Consider the following 17,945-nt stretch of genomic DNA (forward strand, 5'->3'; position numbering starts at 1 on the left):
GGCACCCGGCCGCGCGCGACGAGAGGAGGCACGCAGCATGACCGCCAAGACGATCCGCAATCACGAGCTCGTCTATGCGGCGCTGCAGGCGTCGGACGCGCCGATGTCGGCCTACGATCTCCTGACCGCCCTGCAGGGCCAGGGGATCAACGCGCCGCTCACGATCTACCGGGCGCTCGACCGGCTGCAGCGCGAGGGGCGCATCCACAAGCTCAACTCGGTGAAGGCCTACGTCGCCTGCGCCCATCCCGGCCACGGTTCGAGCTCCACCGTCTTCGCCATCTGCCGCGACTGCGGCAGCGCCGAGGAGCTCGTGCAGCCCGAGGCGGTGGCGGCGCTGCGCCGCGAGGGCGAGCATCACGGCTTCACCGCCGACGAGGCGTCGATCGAGCTGCAGGGCACCTGCTTCACCTGCCGCGAGCGCGCGGCGGGCCCGCAGGGCTGATCAGCCTGCGGCGCGCCTGCGGCTCTCGCACTCCGCCGCCTGCGCTGCGATCCAGGCCAGCGCCGCCTCGCCCGGCATCGCCCGGCCGTAGAGGAAACCCTGGCCGACCTGGCAGCCGAGCGCCCGCAGCGCGGTCTCCTGCTGCACCGTCTCGATGCCCTCGGCGACCGTTTCGAGATCGAGGTCGTTGCCGAGATGGATCATCGCCCGCGTGATCGCGGCGTCGTGGCGGTTCGCCGGAAAGTCGCGCACGAAGGAGCGGTCGATCTTCAGCGTCGTCAGGGCGAAACGCTGCAGCGTGCTGAGCGAGGCGTAGCCGGTGCCGAAATCGTCGAGGGCGACGCGCACGCCGAGCTCGCGCAGCTGGCGCAGGCGAAGGTGCGAGGAATCGTCGTCGTGGAGGGCGATCGATTCGGTGACCTCGATCTCGAGGCGCGCGGGATCGAGGCTCCAGCGGCGCAGCGCCTCGTCGATGCGCCGCACGAGATCCCGGTCGCGGAACTGCCCCGGAAACAGGTTGATCGCCATGCGCACGTCGCCGTGCCCGGCGTCGCGCCAGAGCGCCATCTGCCGGCAGGCCTCGTCCAGCACCCACCAGCCGACCGGCAGCGCCAGCGTGCTCGTCTCCACCGCCGGCAGGAAGGCGCCGGGAAGCACCAGACCGCGCACCGGATGCTGCCAGCGGATCAGCGCCTCCATGCCCACCGTCGAGCCGTCGGCGAGCGAGACCTGCGGCTGGTAGTGCAGCCGCAGGTCGCCGTTCCGCAGGGCGCCGAGCAGCTCGTCGCGCAGCACCCGGCGGGCGAGAGAGTGGCTGCGCATCGCCGGCTCGAACAGCCGGGCCATGCCGCCGCCCGCCTTCTTCACCCGATGCAGCGCGAAATCGGCGCTCGCCAGAAGCTCCTCGGCGTCGCGTCCGTGCTCGGGGGCGAGCGCGGCGCCGACGCTGACGCCGAGCTGGCACACGTGGCCGTCGATCTCGAAGGGGAGCGCGAAGGCCTCCATCACCCGCGCGGTGGCGGCGCCGGCGGCGACGGCGTCGCGCACCTGCGGCAGGAACAGCGCGAACGTGTCGCCGCCGAGCCGCGCCGAGACGACCGAACCGTCGAGGGCCTTGGGAAGCCGTACGGCGACGGCCTGCAGCAGCGCGTCCCCGACCTCGTAGCCGAGGCTGTCGTTGATCTCCTTGAACCCGTCGAGATCGGCCACGAGGACGCCGGCCGCCTCGCCTGCCTTCAGCCATGCGCCGATTTCGTCCTCGAGGGCGGAGCGGTTGAGGAGGCCGGTCAGCGTGTCCTGGCTGGCGCGACGCAGGAGGCGCGCGTCGCGCTCGCGCCGCTCGGTGATGTCGCGGATGATGGCGCCGATGCCGATGCCGCGCTCGCCGTGCCAGACCGAGAGCGTCATCTCCACGGGAAATTCCGTGCCGTCGCGCTTCAGCGCCGTGACCTCCACCGTGCGGCCGGCCAGCCGGGGATGGTTCGAGGCGATGGCGCGGCCGAAACCCGCCCCGTGCGCGGCGCGCAGGCGCTCGGGAATGATGAGATCGACGGGCTGGCCGATCATCTCGCGCGCGCCGTAGCCGAAGAGGGCCGAGGCGGCGGCGTTGACGAAGGCGATGCGGCCCTGGCCGTCGAGCGAGAGGAGCGTCAGCGCTGTGGCGTCCGCGAACTCCGTCACCGTCGAGCGGACGAACTCGGTGCGCCGAAGCTCCATCTGTCGGACCACCATCGCGGCCAGACGCGACAACGCCCGCCGCCGCGCCTGCGAGGGCCGGCGGCGGGGCGCCGTGTCGAGGACGCAGAGGGCGCCGAGCCGGTAGCCGTCGGAGGCGATGAGCGGAGCGCCGACATAGAAGCGCGCGAAGGGCTCGCCCGTCACGAGCGGGCTGGCGGCGAAGCGCGGGTCGGCGCGGGCGTCCTCGACGCAGAACACCTCGTCGCCGCGGATCGTCTCGCCGCAGAACGAGCCCGCGCGCGGCGCCTGGCAGGCGCCGACGCCATGATGGGCCTTGAACCACTGCCGGTCGTCCTCGACGAGGCTGACCAGCGCGATCGGCGCCTGAAACAGTTCCGCCGCCAGACGCGCGATGTCGTCGAAGCGGTCTTCTGGCTCGGTTCCGCCGATCTCGAACGCGGCCAGAGAGGCCTGGCGGCGACGCTCGACGGTTTCGTCGGTCTGGAGCGCGGCGACCCGAGTCATGGACCGTTCTCCACGGGGATTATTGATACCGGTTGGTACCCTTCATCATCGGCTTATCGTGTTGCGGAAGCTTTAAGCCGTGGAAAAAATTACGGTCTCGTCGCATCCGAACCACGAGAGACCCGGCCGCTTCCGGGGGGGCGGCTCGGGCTGGACGGGGCATGCTCTCCCCCGCCGGCGTCTCGCCCCCTGCCGGCGCCTTACCGCGGCAGGTCCGGGAGGACAGGCGCGTCGATGGCGCGGGGCCGGCGCTCGCCGTCGATCGCCACGAAGGTGAAGCGGCCGCGCGTCACCTGCTCGGTGTCCTCGCTCTCGCGCGAGCGCCGCCAGGCCTCCACCGCGATCTGCATGGAGGTGCGCCCGACCGCGATCACCTCGGCATAGAGGCTCACCTCGTCGCCGACATAGACCGGCTTCAGGAACTGCATGGCGTCGATGGCGATCGTGGCGCAGCGACCGCGGGCCCGGCGCGCCGCCGCGGCGCCGGCCGCCAGATCCATCTGCGCCAGCACCCAGCCGCCGAAGATGTCGCCGGCCGGATTGGTGTCGGCCGGCATCGCGATCGTGCGGATCGTCGGCGTGTTGCGCTCCGGTCGCCGCGTCTCGTCGCCCATGTCCATCTCCTTCGTTTCCCGCTGCCGGCGACGCTCGTCCTCGGCCGCCCGCTTCGACCATGATGACGACACGCGAAGGCCGCGCGAAGCCTGCGCCGGGCGCGTGGCGGTGGAAATGGCGGGCGGATCATTCTACATGGGCGGGAGGACGGAGACGGAGCGGTCCGTCGCCGGCGGGAGTTGCAGGGTCGATGCTGACGATGAAGGGCAAGTACGGTCTGAAGGCCATGCTTCACCTGGCCACGGTGCCCGAGGGCAGCCGGGCCCTGTCGGAAGAGATCGCGACGGCCCATTCGATCTCGAAGAAGTTTCTGGACACGATCCTCGGCGACCTGCGCACCGCCGGCATGGTGCATGCCCGCAAGGGGCGCGGCGGCGGCTACGCGTTGGCCCGGCCGGCGAGCGAGATCCGCGTCGGCCACGTCCTGCGCGTCCTCGACGGGCCGCTGGCGCCCATCCCCTGCGCCAGTCGCACCGCCTACCGGCGCTGCGACGACTGCCGCGACGAGCGTAGCTGTTCGGTGCGCCGGCTGATGCTGGAGGTGCGCAACGCCATTTCCGCGGTGCTCGACGACAAGACGCTCGCCGAGGTGGCCTTTGCCTCCGAGGGGATCGACATCGAGTTCCGCGAGCTCGTCGCGGCGCCCTGATCCGCCTCGTCGCGCGCTTCCCGGCGCGATCGACGGATGCTCGTTCTCCATCAATCTAGATATTGAGTATTTTTTGTTTTCCCGCGCTCGCCGGTGCCCGCTAGGTTCGGCACCATGACGGACGAGCGAGGCACACGCGCGATGATCGAGACCCTGATCGTTCCCGGCCTGAACGGATCGCCCCCGGGCCATTGGCAGCATCACTGGGCGCTGGAGGATGCCGGCGCCGATCTCGTGGAGCAGGAGAACTTCGCCGAGCCGCGGCTCACCGACTGGCTGCATGCGCTGGAGGCGGGGATCGCGGCGTGCCGGCCGGGCGTCATTCTCGTCGCTCACAGCCTCGGCTGCGCGCTCGTCGCCGCCCTCGCGCGGCGCCCGGCCGCCTCGCATGTCGGCGGCGCGCTGCTGGTGGCGCCGGCCGACGTGCCGGCGCTCAGTGAACGTCATCCGAGCGTGCGCTCGTTCGAGGGCGCCGGAGCCGTGCCGCTGCCCTTCGCCTCGATCCTCGTCGCCAGCCGCAACGATCCGTTCATGGGCTTCGAGGCGGCCGAGCGGCAGGCCGCGGCCTGGGGATCGGCGCTGTTCGACCTCGGCCCGGCCGGGCACGTCAACATCGCCAGCGGCTACGGCTTCTGGCCGGATGCGCCGACGCTGGCCGACGGGCTGCGGGGGCGGCCCGTGACGCCGGCGCAGACGCCCCGCCGGCGCTGGGCCCGCGACATCCGCTCCGAAGCGGCTCCGGCCGCCGGCGCTTCCGCCCATTGAGGACGGCGCGCCGCGAACGGCGGCGTCAGTCCGCCGTCGCCTCGCCCGCCCGCCGGGCCGAGGCCGTGCGCCGCGACGTCGGGCGCTCGCCCAGCGCGTCCAGCGCGTCCGGGTTGGCGCGGCCCCAGGCGTAGAGCATCTCCACCGGCTCCACGAAGCGGCGGCCGAGATCGCTGAGGCGATACTCCACCGCCGGCGGCACCGTGCCCTCGACATGCCGGGTGAGGAGCCCGCTCGTCTCCATGTCGCGCAGCGTCTGCGTCAGCATCTTCTTGGAAATGCCGGGCAGGCTGCGCAGCAGCACGCCCGTGCGCGCCCGGCCGGCATGACGGGCGCTCAGCGTGTGCAGCACCATGCTCGTCCATTTGGTGGCGAAGAGTTCGACCACGCGACGCGGCGCACAATCCTCGCGCCAGTCGGCTTCCGGGGTTCCAGGCTTCATCGGGTGGGCACCTCCGGGTGACTATGTCCCTGTTCGGTTCCGTCTAGCGCGATCGCTCGGCTCTGCCTAGCTCCCGGGCAACGGACAGACATGGAGAGCGACATGACGAAGACGGCACTGGTGGTGGGATCGAGCGGCATCGTGGGCAGCGCGACCGCGGCGCGGCTTCTGAGCGACGGCTGGGAGGTGCTGGGCCTCGCGCGCCGGCCCACTGATCAGGCGAGGGTGCGCCCCGTGGCGGCCGACCTGCAGGACGCCGCCGCCACGGCGCGCGCGCTGGAGGGGCTCACGCCCGACGCGGTGTTCGTCACCACCTGGCTGCGCCAGCAGAGCGAGGCCGAGAACATCCGCGTCAACGCCGCGATGGTGCGCAACCTCCTCGACGGCCTGCGCCCGGCGGCGAGCGTGCGCCACGTCGCGCTCGTCACCGGCCTCAAGCACTATCTCGGACCGTTCGAGGCCTATGGGAAGGGCGTGCTGCCGCAGACCCCGTTCCGCGAGACGCAGGGGCGGCTCGACGTCGACAATTTCTACTATGCGCAGGAGGACGAGGTCTTCGCGGCCGCCGCGCGCGACGGCTTCACCTGGAGCGTGCACCGCCCGCACACGGTGATCGGCAAGGCGGTTGGCAACGCCATGAACATGGGCACGACGCTCGCGGTCTACGCCACGCTCTGCCGCGAGACCGGCCGGCCCTTCCGCTTTCCCGGCTCCGCGGCGCAGTGGAACGGGCTGACCGACATGACCGACGCGCGCCAGCTGGCGCGCCAGCTCGTCTGGGCCGCGACGACGCCGGCGGCGGCCAACGAGGCCTTCAACGTCGTCAACGGCGACGTCTTCCGCTGGAGCTGGATGTGGGGCCGCATCGCCGAATGGTTCGGCCTCGAGCCCGCGCCCTTCGACGGCACCGTCGTGCCGCTGGAGGAGCAGATGCGGGGCGACGCGCCGCTCTGGCGCGAGATCGCCGCGCGCGAGGGGCTGGCGGAGCCCGATCTCGATCGTCTCGCCTCGCCCTGGCACACCGACGCCGATCTCGGCCGGCCGATCGAGGTGGTCACCGATATGGGCAAGAGCCGGCGCCTCGGCTTCCTCGACTACCAGGCGACCGACGACGCCTTCTTCGACCTCTTCGCCGAGCTGCGGGCCGACCGGCTGATCCCGTGATCCCTGGGACTCGAACGGTCCGAGCCCGGCGGCGCGGCCGAACCATGGGCCTCGGGACACCGCCGGTGCGAAGATGATCACAAGATCGCCAGCATGGGAAAACGATGGGTTGCTGGGGAACGGACGGTCCGCGACCTCATTATCCCAGCATGTCCAACGGAGCTTCTGGCTCGGAAGATGGAAAGATTTGCCATGAAGAAGATCATTCTCGCCGCGTTTCTCACGACCGCCGCCATCCCTGCCGCCTACGCGCAGACCGCCACGACCACCGAGCCCGGCGCCACCACGACGGCACCGTCCGGCACGATGGCCCCCGGCGGCGCGATGTCGGGCTCCACGATGAACGATGCGGCGCCAGCCACCACTGCCGCGACGACGCCGGCCACCCCCTCGATGGACGGTCCCTTCGTGACGGTCGCCGAAGCCGGCATCCAGCGTGTGTCCGACATTCAGGGCGAGGACGTCTACAGCGCGAACGGCGAAGACATCGGTGAGGTCAACGACGTGCTGATCGGACCCGATGGCCAGGTGGCCGCGGTGATCGTGGGCGTCGGCGGCTTCCTTGGCATCGGCGAAAAGGACGTCGCGGTCTCGATGGCCGCGCTGAAGCTGCCGGCAGACCTCGACGCCGACGTGACGGCCTCGACCACGGCCGACACGGCGGCCGGAACGGGCACGGCGACCACCGGTACCGCAACGACCGGTGCGATGGCCCCGGCATCCGGCACGATGGCCACCGACACGACGGCGATGGCGCCCGCCTCGGGCACGGCAACGACGGGCACCGCAGCCGGCACGCAGGTCGCCTCGGCTGAAGAGATGGCCAATCGCATCGTTCTGGACGTGACCCGCGAGCAGCTGCAGCAGGCGCCGGCCTATGAGGGCAACGCCCGTCAGGTCGCGCAGTAATCTCACGGCAGTGCGTTACCGACTCGTAGGAGTTGGCGAGACGGACGTTGGAAGTGGAAAGGGAGACGCCTCGGCGTCTCCCTTTTTCGCGTTGAAGTGCCCATTCGCGGGGCACATTCCCCCGAGATGTTCGCGTCGAGCGATCCCGAAATGGGTCGCCGCAGAATCCAGTGTTATGCCGCGGTTTCCTGGCCGCCGCGGGCCGCCGTCCTCGGCGAGCTCGACCCTTCGGCTGGTCGTCCCGTCGAAACGTTGGGGTCAGCGCCCCGTGGCCGTCTGCAGCGACCCGCCGAGGCTGGCGGCGGTCTCCTCGACCTGCCTCGCCAGCCGCTCCCGTGCGCCCGCGTCCACGGCCGCGGCAGGCAGGTTGACCGTGGCGGAGATCGCCGAGCCGACGCCCTGCGCCGTGCCGATCGCCGCGGCACCGATCGTCTCGCCGAGGCCGAGGCGCGAATCCGAGACGCGGTCGCCGGCGATCAGGCGCCGCCCGATCGACTGGACGACGTCGGCACTCTCGGCGAACTTCGTGTGGTTGAGACCGTCGCCGGCGCGAACGCCCGTGAGATCGACGACGTCGATGCCGCGCCGCTCGAAGGTCGCCTGCACCTCGGGCTTCGTCAGGTCGACGGCGCCGAGGCGCTGCACGCCGCCGGCGAGGCGCCGGGAGACGAGAAGCGCGCGATCGTCCTTGGAGGTGAAGATGGTGATGCGCGAGCGCTCCGGCCCGATCTCGTCGAGCTGCTCCTGAAACACGTCGACGTCGAGATCGGGCGAGGCGAGGATGACGTTGGTGAGCTTCGCCGGCAGCCGGCCGCGGCGGATCGCCGTCTGCCGCAGCGCCTCCATGGTCAGCCAGCTGCCCATCGAATGCGCCATCACGGTGATCTCGCCGACATCGGGCCGCGCCGCGGTGTCCTCGATGATGCGCTCCAGGCTGTCGCGCGAGTAGTTCGCGGATTCGCGGTCGTAGAGATAGCCGAAGATCGAGCCCTGCGAGGGCCAGGTGAAGAGGATGGGCGCGGCGTTGACGCCGGTGTCGTGGCTGATCTGCGCGAAGCGGAACACCGCCTCCTCGTAGGTCGAGTTGAAGCCATGGACGAAGATCAGCACCCGGCGCTTGGGGCCGGCGACGCGCTGGTACCAGTCCTCCGCGCCCTTCGCCTCGATCGGGGCGATCTTCAACGCCACGAACTCGCGCGCGGGGTCGCCGGGATTGCGGCGGGGGTAGATCACCGCGCCGGGGCGGCGCACGGCGTCCGGCGGGATCGACACCACGATGTTCTCGACCGAGAGGCCGGGACCGCGCTCGCCCGAGAAGACGACGCCGGGCACCGGCGAGGGCGCGCGCGTCGTCGCCACCAGCATGTCGACGAGATGGGCGCCGGGCACGGTGGCGCCCACCGTCTGCAGCGTGGCGTAGGGCCGCGCGGCGCAGCCCGCGAGACCGGGGACGAGGAGGGTGAGCGCGGCGGCGACGGCCGAGCGGCGCGGGAACGACGTCGTCAAGGCTCGACCTCTGCAACACGTGGGGAAGCGATGCCCGCAGCCATACCGGGAATGCGCGGATTTTGCGACCGTCGGCGGTCGGCTCGTTCATCCGTCTTCAGCCCACTGGCGATGTCGTGGTCCGTCCGTCAGGCGCGCGACTGCAACGCGCGCCGCAGCGCCTCGGTCCGTGCGGCGTCGAAGCGCTGCGCCACCGGCGTTGCCGACGCGCTGACGTCGAACCCGTGGAAGGCGCCGGGCACGACCACGAGTTCGGCGGGAATGCCGGCCTTGATGAGGCGACTGGCATAGACGACGCTCTCCTCGAAGAAGAGGTCGATCGAGCCGACGCCGACGAAGGCCGGCGGCAGGCCCGCCATGTCTTCGAGGCGCGCCGGCACGGCGGCCGAGGGCACGGCCGATCCCCCCGGCTCGGTGCCGAGGAACGCGCCCCAGGCGAAGCGGTTGGCCGCGGCGGTCCAGCCGATCGTGCCGATCGGGAAGGCCGGCATGCGGGTCGAGCCGGTGCGGTCGTCGAGCATGGGATAGACGAGAAGCTGGAAGGCGATCGGCAACTTCGGGGACTGGCGCGCGGCGATGGCCAGCAGCGAGGCGTGCCCGCCGCCGGCGCTCTCGCCCATCACCACGACGCGCGCCGGATCGACGCCGAGAGCGCCGGCCTGCGCGTGTAGCCAGCTGAGCGCGGCGTAGGTGTCTGCGATCGACCCGCGCCAGGTCGTCTCCGGGGCCAGACGGTACTCGACGCTGACCACCAGGCAGTCGAGCCGGCGCGCCAGCGCTTGCATCACGGGAAGCGAGGCGCGGGCCGAGCCCGCGACGAAGCCGCCGCCATGCAGGTGGAGGATGGCGGGCCGCGTGCCGCCGCCGCGCGGCGGCGGGCTTCGTTCATTGATCACGTAGACCGCCACGTCGGGGTGCTCGCCGCCCACCGGCACGCTTTCCCGCCGCACGGGAACGTCCGGCAGGGGCTGGCCGCCCAAGGCCTCCATCGTCCGGCGCACCATCGGCAGGGTCTCGCGTGTCAGGTCCGATCCCGGTCCCGCCATCGCCTGGATCGCCCGCGCCTCGGGCCGCAGGTCGGGGTCCACGAACCAGAGGGGATCGGCGCTCGCCGGCGCGTCGGCGGCGGTCTTGGCGAGGGCGGAGCCCGACACCATCGCGGCGAGAGCTCCGGCCGCGAATTGTCGGCGCGTCATGCGTTTCACGGGAGGATCGCTTTCTCGAAGGACGGGCCGCGGCTTTCCCTATCTGCAGGCGAAGCGCGGCGGGTCAATGGCGGGTTCGGGCGCTCGCTCCGGCCGGGGATCGGAACACGCGCGAATGCGCCGAAAGCCGACGTCGCCGCGCGTCGAGGCTGGCAGGTGGCGAGCGGCCGCGATGCAACGTCGCGAGCCGAGTGCGGCGGTTCCGCCTTACGCCTCGATGCGGGCGAGGAGGGCACCGGCGTCGAGGGCGGCGCCAGCTGCAGCCGCCTGCCGCAGCGTACCGGCGCGGTGGGCGAGAACGGGCGTCTCCATCTTCATCGCCTCCATCGTCGCCACGAGATCTCCCGCCGCGACACGTGCGCCCTCCGCCGCCTTCCAGGCCTGCAGCGTGCCGGAGACGGGCGCCGCCAGCGCCTCGTCGGCTTGCGTCGGCACCGGGCCCGCGGTGCTGGCCATCGGTGCCGTTCCCATGCCGAGGCCTCGCAGGAAGTCCCTCGGCAGCGCGATCTCGCGGCGCCGTCCGTCGATCTCGATGGCACCACGCAGCAGGCCTTCGTCGCCCACGCGCTCGGGCCGCGGGGCCGCCTCGGGCATTCCCGCGAAATCGGTCTCGATCCACCGTGTATGGACGCGCAAGCCCTCCTCGCCCCGGAAGTCGGCGGTCTCGATCGCGGCGCGGTGGAAGGGCAGTACGGTGGCGACGCCCTCGATCCGGAATTCGGCGAGCGCGCGCCGGGCCCGCGCCAAGGCCTCCTCGCGCGTCGCGCCGGTGACGACGAGCTTGGCCATCATCGAATCGAACAGGCCGGACACCACCGAGCCCGCGGTGACGCCGCTGTCGAGGCGGATGCCGGGGCCGGAGGGCGGATCGAAGCGGGTGATGCGGCCGGGGGTCGGCAGGAAGCCGCGGCCGGGATCCTCGGCGTTGACGCGGAACTCGATCGAATGGCCGCGCGGCGCCGGCGTCTCGCGCAGCGTCAGCGGCAGGCCGTCGGCGATGCGGAACTGCTCGCGCACGAGATCGAGGCCGGTGGTCTCCTCGGTCACGGGATGCTCCACCTGAAGGCGCGTGTTGACCTCGAGGAAGGAGATCGAGCCGTCCGCGCCCAGCAGGAACTCCACCGTGCCCGCGCCGCTGTAGCCGGCCTCCCGGCAGATGGCGCGGGCGGCCTCGTGGATGCGCTCGCGCTGATCGTCGCTCAGGAACGGCGCGGGTGCCTCCTCGACGAGCTTCTGGTTGCGCCGCTGCAGCGAGCAGTCCCGCGTGCCGACCACCACGACATGGCCGTGCCGGTCGGCCAGCACCTGCGCCTCGACATGGCGGGGCCGGTCGAGGAAGCGCTCCACGAAGCATTCGCCGCGCCCGAAGGCCGCCACCGCCTCGCGCACGGCGGAGGCGTAGAGCTCCGGGATCTCCTCCAGCGTGCGCGCCACCTTGAGCCCGCGGCCGCCGCCACCGAAGGCCGCCTTGATCGCCACCGGCAAGCCATGGACGCGGGCGAAGGCCAGCACCTCGCCGGCGTTCGACACCGGGCCGTCGCTGCCGGGAACGAGCGGCGCGCCGACCTTTGCGGCGATGCGGCGCGCCTCCACCTTGTCGCCGAGCGCGTCGATGACATGCGGGTCCGGCCCGATCCAGGTGAGGCCCGCCGCGGCGACGGCACGCGCGAATTCGGCGCGCTCCGAGAGAAAGCCGTAGCCGGGATGCACGGCGTCGGCGCCCGAGCGCCGGGCGATGGCGACGATCTTGTCGATGTCGAGATAGGTCTCGGCGGGGCGTCGCCCCGCCAGCCCGTAGGCCTCGTCGGCCATGGAGACGAAGAGCGCGTCGGCGTCGGCATCGGCGTAGACGGCGACGCTGGCGAGCCCGTGGTCGCGGCAGGCGCGCACGATGCGCACGGCGATCTCGCCCCGGTTGGCGATCAGAACCTTCTTCATGCGCGGAACTCCGGGGAGGCCGAGGGGGCAGGCGCGCCCGGCGCGATTTCGGCGAAGCGCGTGACGGGCCGGAAGCGGATGCGGGCGCCGACCGGGATCTGCGCTGCGAGATCGAGATGATGTCCGGCGACGCTCGCGATCACCGGATACCCGCCGGTCAGCGGGTGGTCGGCGAGGAAGAGCACGGGCTGGCCGCTATGCGGCACCTGGATGGCGCCCGTGGCGGTGCCTTCGCTCGGCAGTTCCGCGGCGTCGATCCGCTCCAGCGGCTCGGCGCCGAGAAGGCGCATGCCGACGCGGTTGGACTGGGGCGTCACCTCCCAGAGCTGGTCGGCGAGGGCCGCGACGCCGCGCGCGGTGAACCAGTCGGTGCGCGGGCCCATCACGACGTCGAGCGTCACGGTGTCGCCGGCCGCGGGCAGGGCGCGCGGCGCGGTCTCGTCCAGCGAGACGGCCGGTCCCCCTGCCGGAGCCGGCCGCGCGGGGAGCACCGCGCCCGCCGTCACCGGCTCGGGCCCGATCCTGGCGAGCGTGTCGGTGGCGGCGCTGGCGAGCACCGGCGCCACCGCGAAGCCGCCGCGCACCGCGAGATAGGCGCGCACGCCCGTCGGCGGATGGCCGATCTCCACGGCGTCGCCGGGTTCGAGCGCCACCGGGCGGTAAGGCTCGGCGGAAAAGGCGCGGCCCGTCGCGTCGCGCACGCGGATGGGGCAGGGGGCGCCGGCGAGCGCCACCGTCAGGCGGCCGAACGTTTCGAAGCGGAAGCCCCCGAGCGTGATCTCCAGGCCGGGCGTGCCCGCGGGGTTGCCCACCGCCCGGTTGGCGGCGCGCAGCGCCTCGCGGTCGAGCGCGCCCGAGACCGAGACGCCCTGCGCGGTCTGGCCGGGCCGGCCGAGATCCTGGAACAGCGCCGGCATCGGCGCGGCGAGAACTCGCAGACCGAGCGAGGGGGGCTCGGTCGGCAGGGTTGCCGGCGCGGCCCGCTTCGGCGCCGCGCGAATCACCCGGGCGCCCGGCGCGTCCGCATCGACGAAGCGCACCCGCGTTCCCGGTTGGAGCAGCGCGGGCGGGTCGCGTGCCAGATCCCACATGGCGAGCGGGGTGACGCCGATGATCTGCCAGCCGCCCGGGCTCGCCTGCGGATAGATGCCGCTGAACGCGCCGGCCAGCGCCACGGCGCCGGCGGGAATGCGGGTGCGCGGGCTCCGGCGGCGCGGCACGTGCAGCGCGGGATCGCCGCCGACGAGATAGCCGAAGCCCGGCGCGAAGCCGGTGAAGGCCACGGTGAACGCGCTCGCCGTGTGGCGCGCGACCACCTCCTCGCGCGTGAGGCCGGTCAGCGCCGCGACGTCGCCGAGATCTTCGCCGTCGTAATGCACGGGGATCTCGACCTGCCGGTCGGAGGGCTCCGGAGCGCTCCCGAGCGAGCGGGCGCGAAGGTCGGCGGCGAGCGCGGCGGGATCGAGCACGCCGGGCGTCCAGCGGATCATCAGCGTGCGCGCCGCCGGCACCACCTCTTCGATGCCGGGGAGCGGGCCGGCTTGGAGCGAGGCGAACAGCGCCAGGGTCTCGCCGAGATCGGCGAGTTCCACGAGAAGCGTGTTCAGGCTGACCGGCAGGAAGCGCATGCGGCAGCTCAGGCGCGAGGGGCGGCGGGCGGAGCGTCGGATGCGGGTGCAAAGGCGCGCAGCGCGACGCCGCCCTCCTCCAGCGCCCGGCGCAGCGCGCGCGCGATCTCCACCGCACCCGGACTGTCGCCGTGGACGCAGATCGACTGCGCCTCGACGCGCACGGTCGTGCCGTCGATCGCCTCCAGCACGCCCTCGCGGGCGAGCCGGAGCATGCGCTCCGCCACGCGCCCGGGATCGTGCAACACGGCGCCGGGCTCGCGGCGCGAGACGAGCGCGCCCGCCGGCGTGTAGGCGCGGTCGGCGAAGGCCTCCGCGACGACCGCGAGGCCCTGCCCCCGCGCGAGATCGACCAGCGGCGAGCCGGCCAGCGCCATCAGCGTCAGCGACGGATCGGCCGCCTGGATGCCGGCGATCACGTCGCGGCCCTGGCGGGCGTCCGCGGCGATGCGGTTGTAGAGGGCGCCGTGCGGCTTGACGTAGGAGACGCGCGTTCCGGCGGCGCGGGCCAGCGCCTGAAGCGCGCCGATCTGGTAGACGACGTCGGCCACGAGATCGGCCGAGGCGACGTCCATGTCGCGCCGGCCGAAGCCGACGCGGTCGGGATAGGAGACGTGGGCGCCGACCGCGACGCCGCGCTCCGCCGCAGCCTGGAGCGTGCGCAGGATGCCCGCGGGGTCGCCGGCATGGAAACCGCAGGCGACGTTGGCGGAGGTGACGAGCGCCAGCATCGCCGCGTCGTCGCCCATCGCCCAGGCACCATACCCTTCGCCGAGATCGCTGTTCAGATCGATGACGGACATGGCTGGGGTCTCCTCACGGGCTCGGACAGGCGAAGATGGGCTTGATCGACCGATAGCCCATTGCCGTGCCGCATGCGACGGGAGGATGGCCCGCTCGTTCGCCGCGGGGGAAGTCGCTTCGCGGTGGATTTGCCGTCGATCGCGCGCAGCGCCGTCCACGCCTCGAGGCTCTTGGGACAAGACGGCACAGAGCGAGGTCGCCGACCGCCACGATCGGCGCCGGAGGGGCGAGGGGCCGAGATCATTCGGAGAAAGCCAACGGCACGCGGCCGGTGGGTCGATGACGCGACCCTGCGAAACGACCCCCCATCGTCGGGAACCGCGGGTGCCATCAAAATCCGCGTGTTCCCGCGCCCTGGTCGTCTCGATCCGGCTTGTTCACGGCCCGCCATCGAGCGGCAACCGTGTCGTTGCGGGTGGCGCCGCGACGGACGCGTTCCAGCTTGAAGCCTCACCGTCCGCCAGGCCCTATCCGCCCGTTCGGTTTCGGCAGCACGAGGAGTGAGATGGCTTGGACGTTCGATCAAGCGCAGGGCGTCGCCTGTATGACGTGCCGATCAACCCTCGACGCTCACTCGGTTCTTTTCGTCACGCATGACGAGGACGATCATTCCTGGGAGCTCGATGACGGGGCTCCGGTCGATCCGGCGAGCGTCCTCGTGGCGGCGTGGTCCGAGGTCGCCCCGCGGTATCCCGATCTCGAGGAGATCGCCAGCCTTCCGCCGAGCAAATCGGCCACGCGCGTCGCCGCGGGCGAGCCTTGGCGGAAGCCACGGGACGAGGGAGCCCGAGAAGCGTAGGGCGGGTGGCGCATCACGTCGCGGACGTTCCGCTCGTTGGTGGCGACGCAGGTTCGCTCGCTGGCGGTCATCCCGATCGACCGCTGCCGGCATCCGGATCGACCGATGGAGTGGCAGCGCTGGTTCGGGCATCCGGATCAGGACACGATGGCGCGTGAGGAGATGGCGGCCGGCGAACATCTGCTGGAAACGGCGACGCACTACGAGATCGCGGACGGGGAGTATCTGCGGGAGGCGGCGCTTGCCACGGACGAAATGATCCACGAAATCGACCGACATTCGGGGCAACATCTCTGGCCGAAATCTCCGGTCTGACGTCCCGGAAACACCCCGATCTGGCAAAACGGCCAGCGCCGGATGATTTCGCGCTCTGGAAGCCATGCTGTGTGGGGATCGAATGGTGGGCGTGACAGGGATTGAACCTGTGACCCCTACGATGTCAACGTAGTGCTCTCCCGCTGAGCTACACGCCCATTCGATGAAGGCGGATAGACCATACCGGGCGCGGGGGGTCAAGTGATTCCACGCGCCTTTTTCGGTCCTCCGCCAGAGCGTCAGGCGGCGTCCTGGAGCATCTTGCCGACCTCGTCCACGAGCTCGCGCAGGTGGAAGGGCTTCGACAGGATCTTGGCGTCCTTCGGGGCCTTGGAATCGGGATTGAGCGCCACGGCCGCGAAGCCGGTGATGAACATCACCTTGAGGTCGGGATCGAGCTCGGTGGCGCGGCGCGCCAGCTCGATGCCGTCCATCTCGGGCATCACGATGTCGGTGAGGAGCAGCGAGAAGGGCTCCTCGCGCAGGCGCTCGTAGGCCGAGCCGCCATTGTCGTAGGCGGTCACCTCGTAGCCGGCCTTCTCCAGCGCCTTGGCCAGGAACCGGCGCATGTCGTTGTCGTCTTCCGCGAGGAGAATCTTGTACATCCGTCAGCACCTGTCCGCCGGACCGGAGCCCGTCCCGATCCTATCCTTGTTCGACATGATCCTTTTATCAGATTGCTTAAACAAGGGCTAAATGGAATGTTCGAGCGGGAAAGGCGGCCTAGATTCCCTCCCGGATGGTCAAGTTTTCGGAACGAACGAATTTGCCAAGCGCGATACCGAGCCTGGAGACGGCAGCCGGGCCCAGTCCCGCCTTCGAGATCGTGGAGCCCGCGCGCCAGACCCTGCCCTTCGTCTTCTCCTCGCCCCACAGCGGCCGCTGCTACCCGAGCGCCTTCCTGAAGGCCTCGCGCCTCGGCGCCTCGGCCATCCGCCGGTCGGAGGATCTCTTCGTCGACCAGCTCTTCGACTTCGTGCCCTCGCTCGGCGCGCCGATGATCGCCGCGCGGTTTCCGCGCTGCTATCTCGACGTCAACCGCGAGCCCTACGAGCTCGATCCCGCGATGTTCGCGGGCCCGCTGCCGGACTGCGCCAATTCCGCCTCGATCCGCGTCGCCGGCGGCCTCGGCACGATCCCGCGCATCGTCGCCGAGCGCGAGGAGATCTACCGCGAGAAGCTGCCCGTCGAGGAGGTCGCCGTTCGCATCGAGGGCCTCTACCTGCCGTTCCACGCGGCGCTGGAGGCGCTGATCGAGGAGACGCGCCGTCGCTTCGGCTTCGCGATCCTCGTGGACTGCCATTCCATGCCCTCCTCGGTGCGGGTGCTGCCGGGCGGGCGCCGGGCCGACATCGTGGTGGGCGACCGGTTCGGCACGAGCGCGGCGCCCCACTTCGTGGCGATGGCGACGCAGCGCCTCGGCGCCCTCGGCTTCGAGGTGACCCGCAACAAGCCCTATGCGGGCGGCTTCATCACCGAGCGCTACGGGCGTCCGCGCCGGGGCGTCCATGCCATCCAGCTGGAGATCAACCGCGCCCTCTATGCCGACGAGCAGAACTTCCTGCCGCATGCCGGCTTCGAGGCGATGCGCGAGAGGCTCTGGTCCTTCGTGGCGCTCTTCGCGGCCGAGGTGGACGCCGCGCTCGATCGTCCCGCCGCCGCCGAGTGACGGCCGTCGCAGGGGCGACGCCGACCGATGGCCTTCCGCCCCTATCGCGTGCATAAGGCCGAAGCCCCGAACGCCAATCGGAACCCTCATGATGATGCTTCCCGACGTCGACTTCCTGTTCCATCTCGCCGACGTCGCGGCGGCGCAGACGCTTCCGCGCTTCCGCTCGCGGCTCGTCGTCGACAACAAGCCCAAGGAAGGCTTCACCTTCGATCCCGTGACCGAGGCCGACCGCGAGGCCGAGAAGGCGATCCGCGCGGCGATCGGCCAGCGCTTCCCCGATCACGCCATTCTCGGCGAGGAGTTCGGGCGCTCCGGCGAGGGCGATCTCCTGTGGGTGATCGATCCCGTGGACGGCACCCGGCCCTTCATCTGCGGCGTGCCGGTCTGGGGCACGCTGATCGGGCTGACGGTTCGCGGCAAGGCCGAGTTCGGCATCATGAGCCAGCCCTTCACGGGCGAGCGCTTCTACGCAACGCCCGAGGGCGGCTACGGCGAGGGGCCGCACACCGGCCGCTACGCGCTGGCCGTGCGCGACGTCGGCGGGCTGGAAAACGCGACGCTCTTCTCCTCGGCGCCCGAGCTCTTCCGGGGCGGCCTCAAGGATCGCTTCCAGACGCTGGTGGACGCGGTGCGCCTCACCCGCTTCGGCTGCGACTGCTACGCCTTCGCGATGCTGGCGGCCGGCCATGTCGATCTCTGCGTCGAGCCGGGCCTGCAGCCCTACGACATCGTGGCGCTGACGCCGCTGGTGGAGCGGGCGGGCGGCGTCGTCACCACCTTCTCGGGCGACCGGCCGGAAGAGGGCGGCGACGTGATCGCCGCGGCGACGCCGCAGCTGCACGAGGCGGCGCTGCGCCTTCTCAACGGCTGAGGCGCAAGCGCCGCGT

17 protein-coding genes and 1 tRNA gene are annotated in these 17,945 nt (G+C 71.6%); 8 read left to right on the plus strand and 10 right to left on the minus strand.

The annotated features are described in order from the left end of the window. Nucleotides 1-37 precede the first annotated feature (37 nt). A complete protein-coding gene (locus tag GGR04_RS18175; protein ID WP_183201327.1) occupies nt 38-445 on the plus strand; it encodes a Fur family transcriptional regulator in 408 nt (135 codons plus the stop codon). Here GGR04_RS18175 and GGR04_RS18180 read toward each other — a convergent pair whose 3' ends face one another. Together GGR04_RS18180 and GGR04_RS18185 are read right to left on the minus strand one after the other, a co-directional pair. Beyond that, on the minus strand, nt 446-2,647 hold the full coding sequence (locus tag GGR04_RS18180) for a putative bifunctional diguanylate cyclase/phosphodiesterase (RefSeq protein ID WP_183201328.1): 2,202 nt from the start codon (nt 2,645-2,647) through the stop codon (nt 446-448). Between the two features lie 200 nt (nt 2,648-2,847). Beyond that, nucleotides 2,848-3,261 carry an acyl-CoA thioesterase gene (locus GGR04_RS18185; protein WP_246393328.1) on the minus strand — a complete coding sequence of 138 codons (414 nt, stop codon included), beginning with the start codon at nt 3,259-3,261 and terminating at the stop codon, nt 2,848-2,850. 191 nt (nt 3,262-3,452) lie between these two features. On the opposite strand from GGR04_RS18185, the gene GGR04_RS18190 reads away from it, so the two are divergent. Both GGR04_RS18190 and GGR04_RS18195 read left to right on the plus strand, forming a co-directional pair. After that, nucleotides 3,453-3,911: an RrF2 family transcriptional regulator gene (locus GGR04_RS18190; RefSeq protein WP_183201330.1), complete on the plus strand. Its 459-nt coding sequence runs from the start codon at nt 3,453-3,455 to the stop codon at nt 3,909-3,911. A 141-nt stretch (nt 3,912-4,052) separates the two neighbouring features. Then, a complete protein-coding gene (locus GGR04_RS18195) occupies nt 4,053-4,676 on the plus strand; it encodes an RBBP9/YdeN family alpha/beta hydrolase (RefSeq protein ID WP_210291866.1) in 624 nt (207 codons plus the stop codon). Nucleotides 4,677-4,701: 25 nt separating this feature from the next. Here the strand turns inward: GGR04_RS18195 and GGR04_RS18200 are convergent, their stop codons facing one another. Beyond that, nucleotides 4,702-5,118: a winged helix-turn-helix transcriptional regulator gene (locus GGR04_RS18200; RefSeq protein WP_183201331.1), complete on the minus strand. Its 417-nt coding sequence runs from the start codon at nt 5,116-5,118 to the stop codon at nt 4,702-4,704. 102 nt (nt 5,119-5,220) lie between these two features. Here GGR04_RS18200 and GGR04_RS18205 point away from each other — a divergent pair, with 102 nt between their 5' ends. Next, on the plus strand, nt 5,221-6,282 hold the full coding sequence (locus GGR04_RS18205) for an SDR family oxidoreductase (protein WP_183201332.1): 1,062 nt from the start codon (nt 5,221-5,223) through the stop codon (nt 6,280-6,282). 192 nt (nt 6,283-6,474) lie between these two features. Beyond that, nucleotides 6,475-7,191 (plus strand): PRC-barrel domain-containing protein, encoded by a 717-nt coding sequence (locus GGR04_RS23735; protein WP_246393332.1) that lies wholly within the window; start codon nt 6,475-6,477, stop codon nt 7,189-7,191. Nucleotides 7,192-7,449: 258 nt separating this feature from the next. Here GGR04_RS23735 and GGR04_RS18215 read toward each other — a convergent pair whose 3' ends face one another. The 5 genes from GGR04_RS18215 to GGR04_RS18235 form a co-directional block, all read right to left on the minus strand. After that, nucleotides 7,450-8,697, minus strand: coding sequence for an alpha/beta hydrolase (locus GGR04_RS18215; RefSeq protein ID WP_183201333.1), 1,248 nt, complete (start codon nt 8,695-8,697; stop codon nt 7,450-7,452). Nucleotides 8,698-8,825: 128 nt separating this feature from the next. Beyond that, nucleotides 8,826-9,893 carry an alpha/beta hydrolase gene (locus tag GGR04_RS18220; protein WP_183201380.1) on the minus strand — a complete coding sequence of 356 codons (1,068 nt, stop codon included), beginning with the start codon at nt 9,891-9,893 and terminating at the stop codon, nt 8,826-8,828. Between the two features lie 216 nt (nt 9,894-10,109). Next, nucleotides 10,110-11,840, minus strand: a complete 1,731-nt coding sequence (locus tag GGR04_RS18225; protein WP_183201334.1) for an acetyl/propionyl/methylcrotonyl-CoA carboxylase subunit alpha — start codon at nt 11,838-11,840, stop codon at nt 10,110-10,112. Beyond that, complete coding sequence (locus GGR04_RS18230; RefSeq protein ID WP_183201335.1) at nt 11,837-13,468, minus strand: 5-oxoprolinase subunit B/C family protein; 1,632 nt, start codon at nt 13,466-13,468, stop codon at nt 11,837-11,839. The genes GGR04_RS18225 and GGR04_RS18230 overlap by 4 nt, the downstream gene beginning before the upstream one ends. Before the next feature lie 8 nt (nt 13,469-13,476). Then, on the minus strand, nt 13,477-14,271 hold the full coding sequence (locus tag GGR04_RS18235) for a LamB/YcsF family protein (RefSeq protein ID WP_183201336.1): 795 nt from the start codon (nt 14,269-14,271) through the stop codon (nt 13,477-13,479). Between the two features lie 836 nt (nt 14,272-15,107). Here GGR04_RS18235 and GGR04_RS18240 point away from each other — a divergent pair. Next, nucleotides 15,108-15,386, plus strand: coding sequence for a hypothetical protein (locus tag GGR04_RS18240; RefSeq protein ID WP_183201337.1), 279 nt, complete (start codon nt 15,108-15,110; stop codon nt 15,384-15,386). A gap of 83 nt (nt 15,387-15,469) precedes the next feature. On the opposite strand, the gene GGR04_RS18245 is transcribed toward GGR04_RS18240, so the two are convergent. Both GGR04_RS18245 and cpdR read right to left on the minus strand, forming a co-directional pair. Further along, a tRNA-Val gene (locus GGR04_RS18245) sits at nt 15,470-15,544 on the minus strand. Between the two features lie 81 nt (nt 15,545-15,625). After that, the gene (gene cpdR, locus GGR04_RS18250) at nt 15,626-15,991 is read right to left on the minus strand and encodes a cell cycle two-component system response regulator CpdR (RefSeq protein WP_183201338.1); all 366 of its coding nucleotides are present in this window, start codon (nt 15,989-15,991) and stop codon (nt 15,626-15,628) included. A 182-nt stretch (nt 15,992-16,173) separates the two neighbouring features. Here cpdR and GGR04_RS18255 point away from each other — a divergent pair, with 182 nt between their 5' ends. Further along, entirely contained in the window at nt 16,174-17,055 is an 882-nt protein-coding gene (locus GGR04_RS18255) for an N-formylglutamate amidohydrolase (RefSeq protein ID WP_376769874.1), read from the plus strand. Nucleotides 17,056-17,149: 94 nt separating this feature from the next. Then, nucleotides 17,150-17,929 (plus strand): histidinol-phosphatase, encoded by a 780-nt coding sequence (gene hisN / locus GGR04_RS18260; RefSeq protein ID WP_210291868.1) that lies wholly within the window; start codon nt 17,150-17,152, stop codon nt 17,927-17,929. Nucleotides 17,930-17,945 lie beyond the last annotated feature (16 nt).

The organism is Aureimonas pseudogalii, from assembly GCF_014196835.1.
GTDB lineage: Bacteria > Pseudomonadota > Alphaproteobacteria > Rhizobiales > Rhizobiaceae > Aureimonas > Aureimonas pseudogalii.

Coding starts and splice junctions, on each gene's coding strand:
- GGR04_RS18175 (WP_183201327.1), top strand. CDS start 38: ATGACCGCCAAGACGATCCGCAATCACGAGCTCGTCTATGCGGCGCTG.
- GGR04_RS18180 (WP_183201328.1), bottom strand. CDS start 2,647: ATGACTCGGGTCGCCGCGCTCCAGACCGACGAAACCGTCGAGCGTCGC.
- GGR04_RS18185 (WP_246393328.1), bottom strand. CDS start 3,261: ATGGGCGACGAGACGCGGCGACCGGAGCGCAACACGCCGACGATCCGC.
- GGR04_RS18190 (WP_183201330.1), top strand. CDS start 3,453: ATGCTGACGATGAAGGGCAAGTACGGTCTGAAGGCCATGCTTCACCTG.
- GGR04_RS18195 (WP_210291866.1), top strand. CDS start 4,053: ATGATCGAGACCCTGATCGTTCCCGGCCTGAACGGATCGCCCCCGGGC.
- GGR04_RS18200 (WP_183201331.1), bottom strand. CDS start 5,118: ATGAAGCCTGGAACCCCGGAAGCCGACTGGCGCGAGGATTGTGCGCCG.
- GGR04_RS18205 (WP_183201332.1), top strand. CDS start 5,221: ATGACGAAGACGGCACTGGTGGTGGGATCGAGCGGCATCGTGGGCAGC.
- GGR04_RS23735 (WP_246393332.1), top strand. CDS start 6,475: ATGAAGAAGATCATTCTCGCCGCGTTTCTCACGACCGCCGCCATCCCT.
- GGR04_RS18220 (WP_183201380.1), bottom strand. CDS start 9,893: ATGACGCGCCGACAATTCGCGGCCGGAGCTCTCGCCGCGATGGTGTCG.
- GGR04_RS18225 (WP_183201334.1), bottom strand. CDS start 11,840: ATGAAGAAGGTTCTGATCGCCAACCGGGGCGAGATCGCCGTGCGCATC.
- GGR04_RS18230 (WP_183201335.1), bottom strand. CDS start 13,468: ATGCGCTTCCTGCCGGTCAGCCTGAACACGCTTCTCGTGGAACTCGCC.
- GGR04_RS18235 (WP_183201336.1), bottom strand. CDS start 14,271: ATGTCCGTCATCGATCTGAACAGCGATCTCGGCGAAGGGTATGGTGCC.
- cpdR (WP_183201338.1), bottom strand. CDS start 15,991: ATGTACAAGATTCTCCTCGCGGAAGACGACAACGACATGCGCCGGTTC.
- hisN (WP_210291868.1), top strand. CDS start 17,150: ATGCTTCCCGACGTCGACTTCCTGTTCCATCTCGCCGACGTCGCGGCG.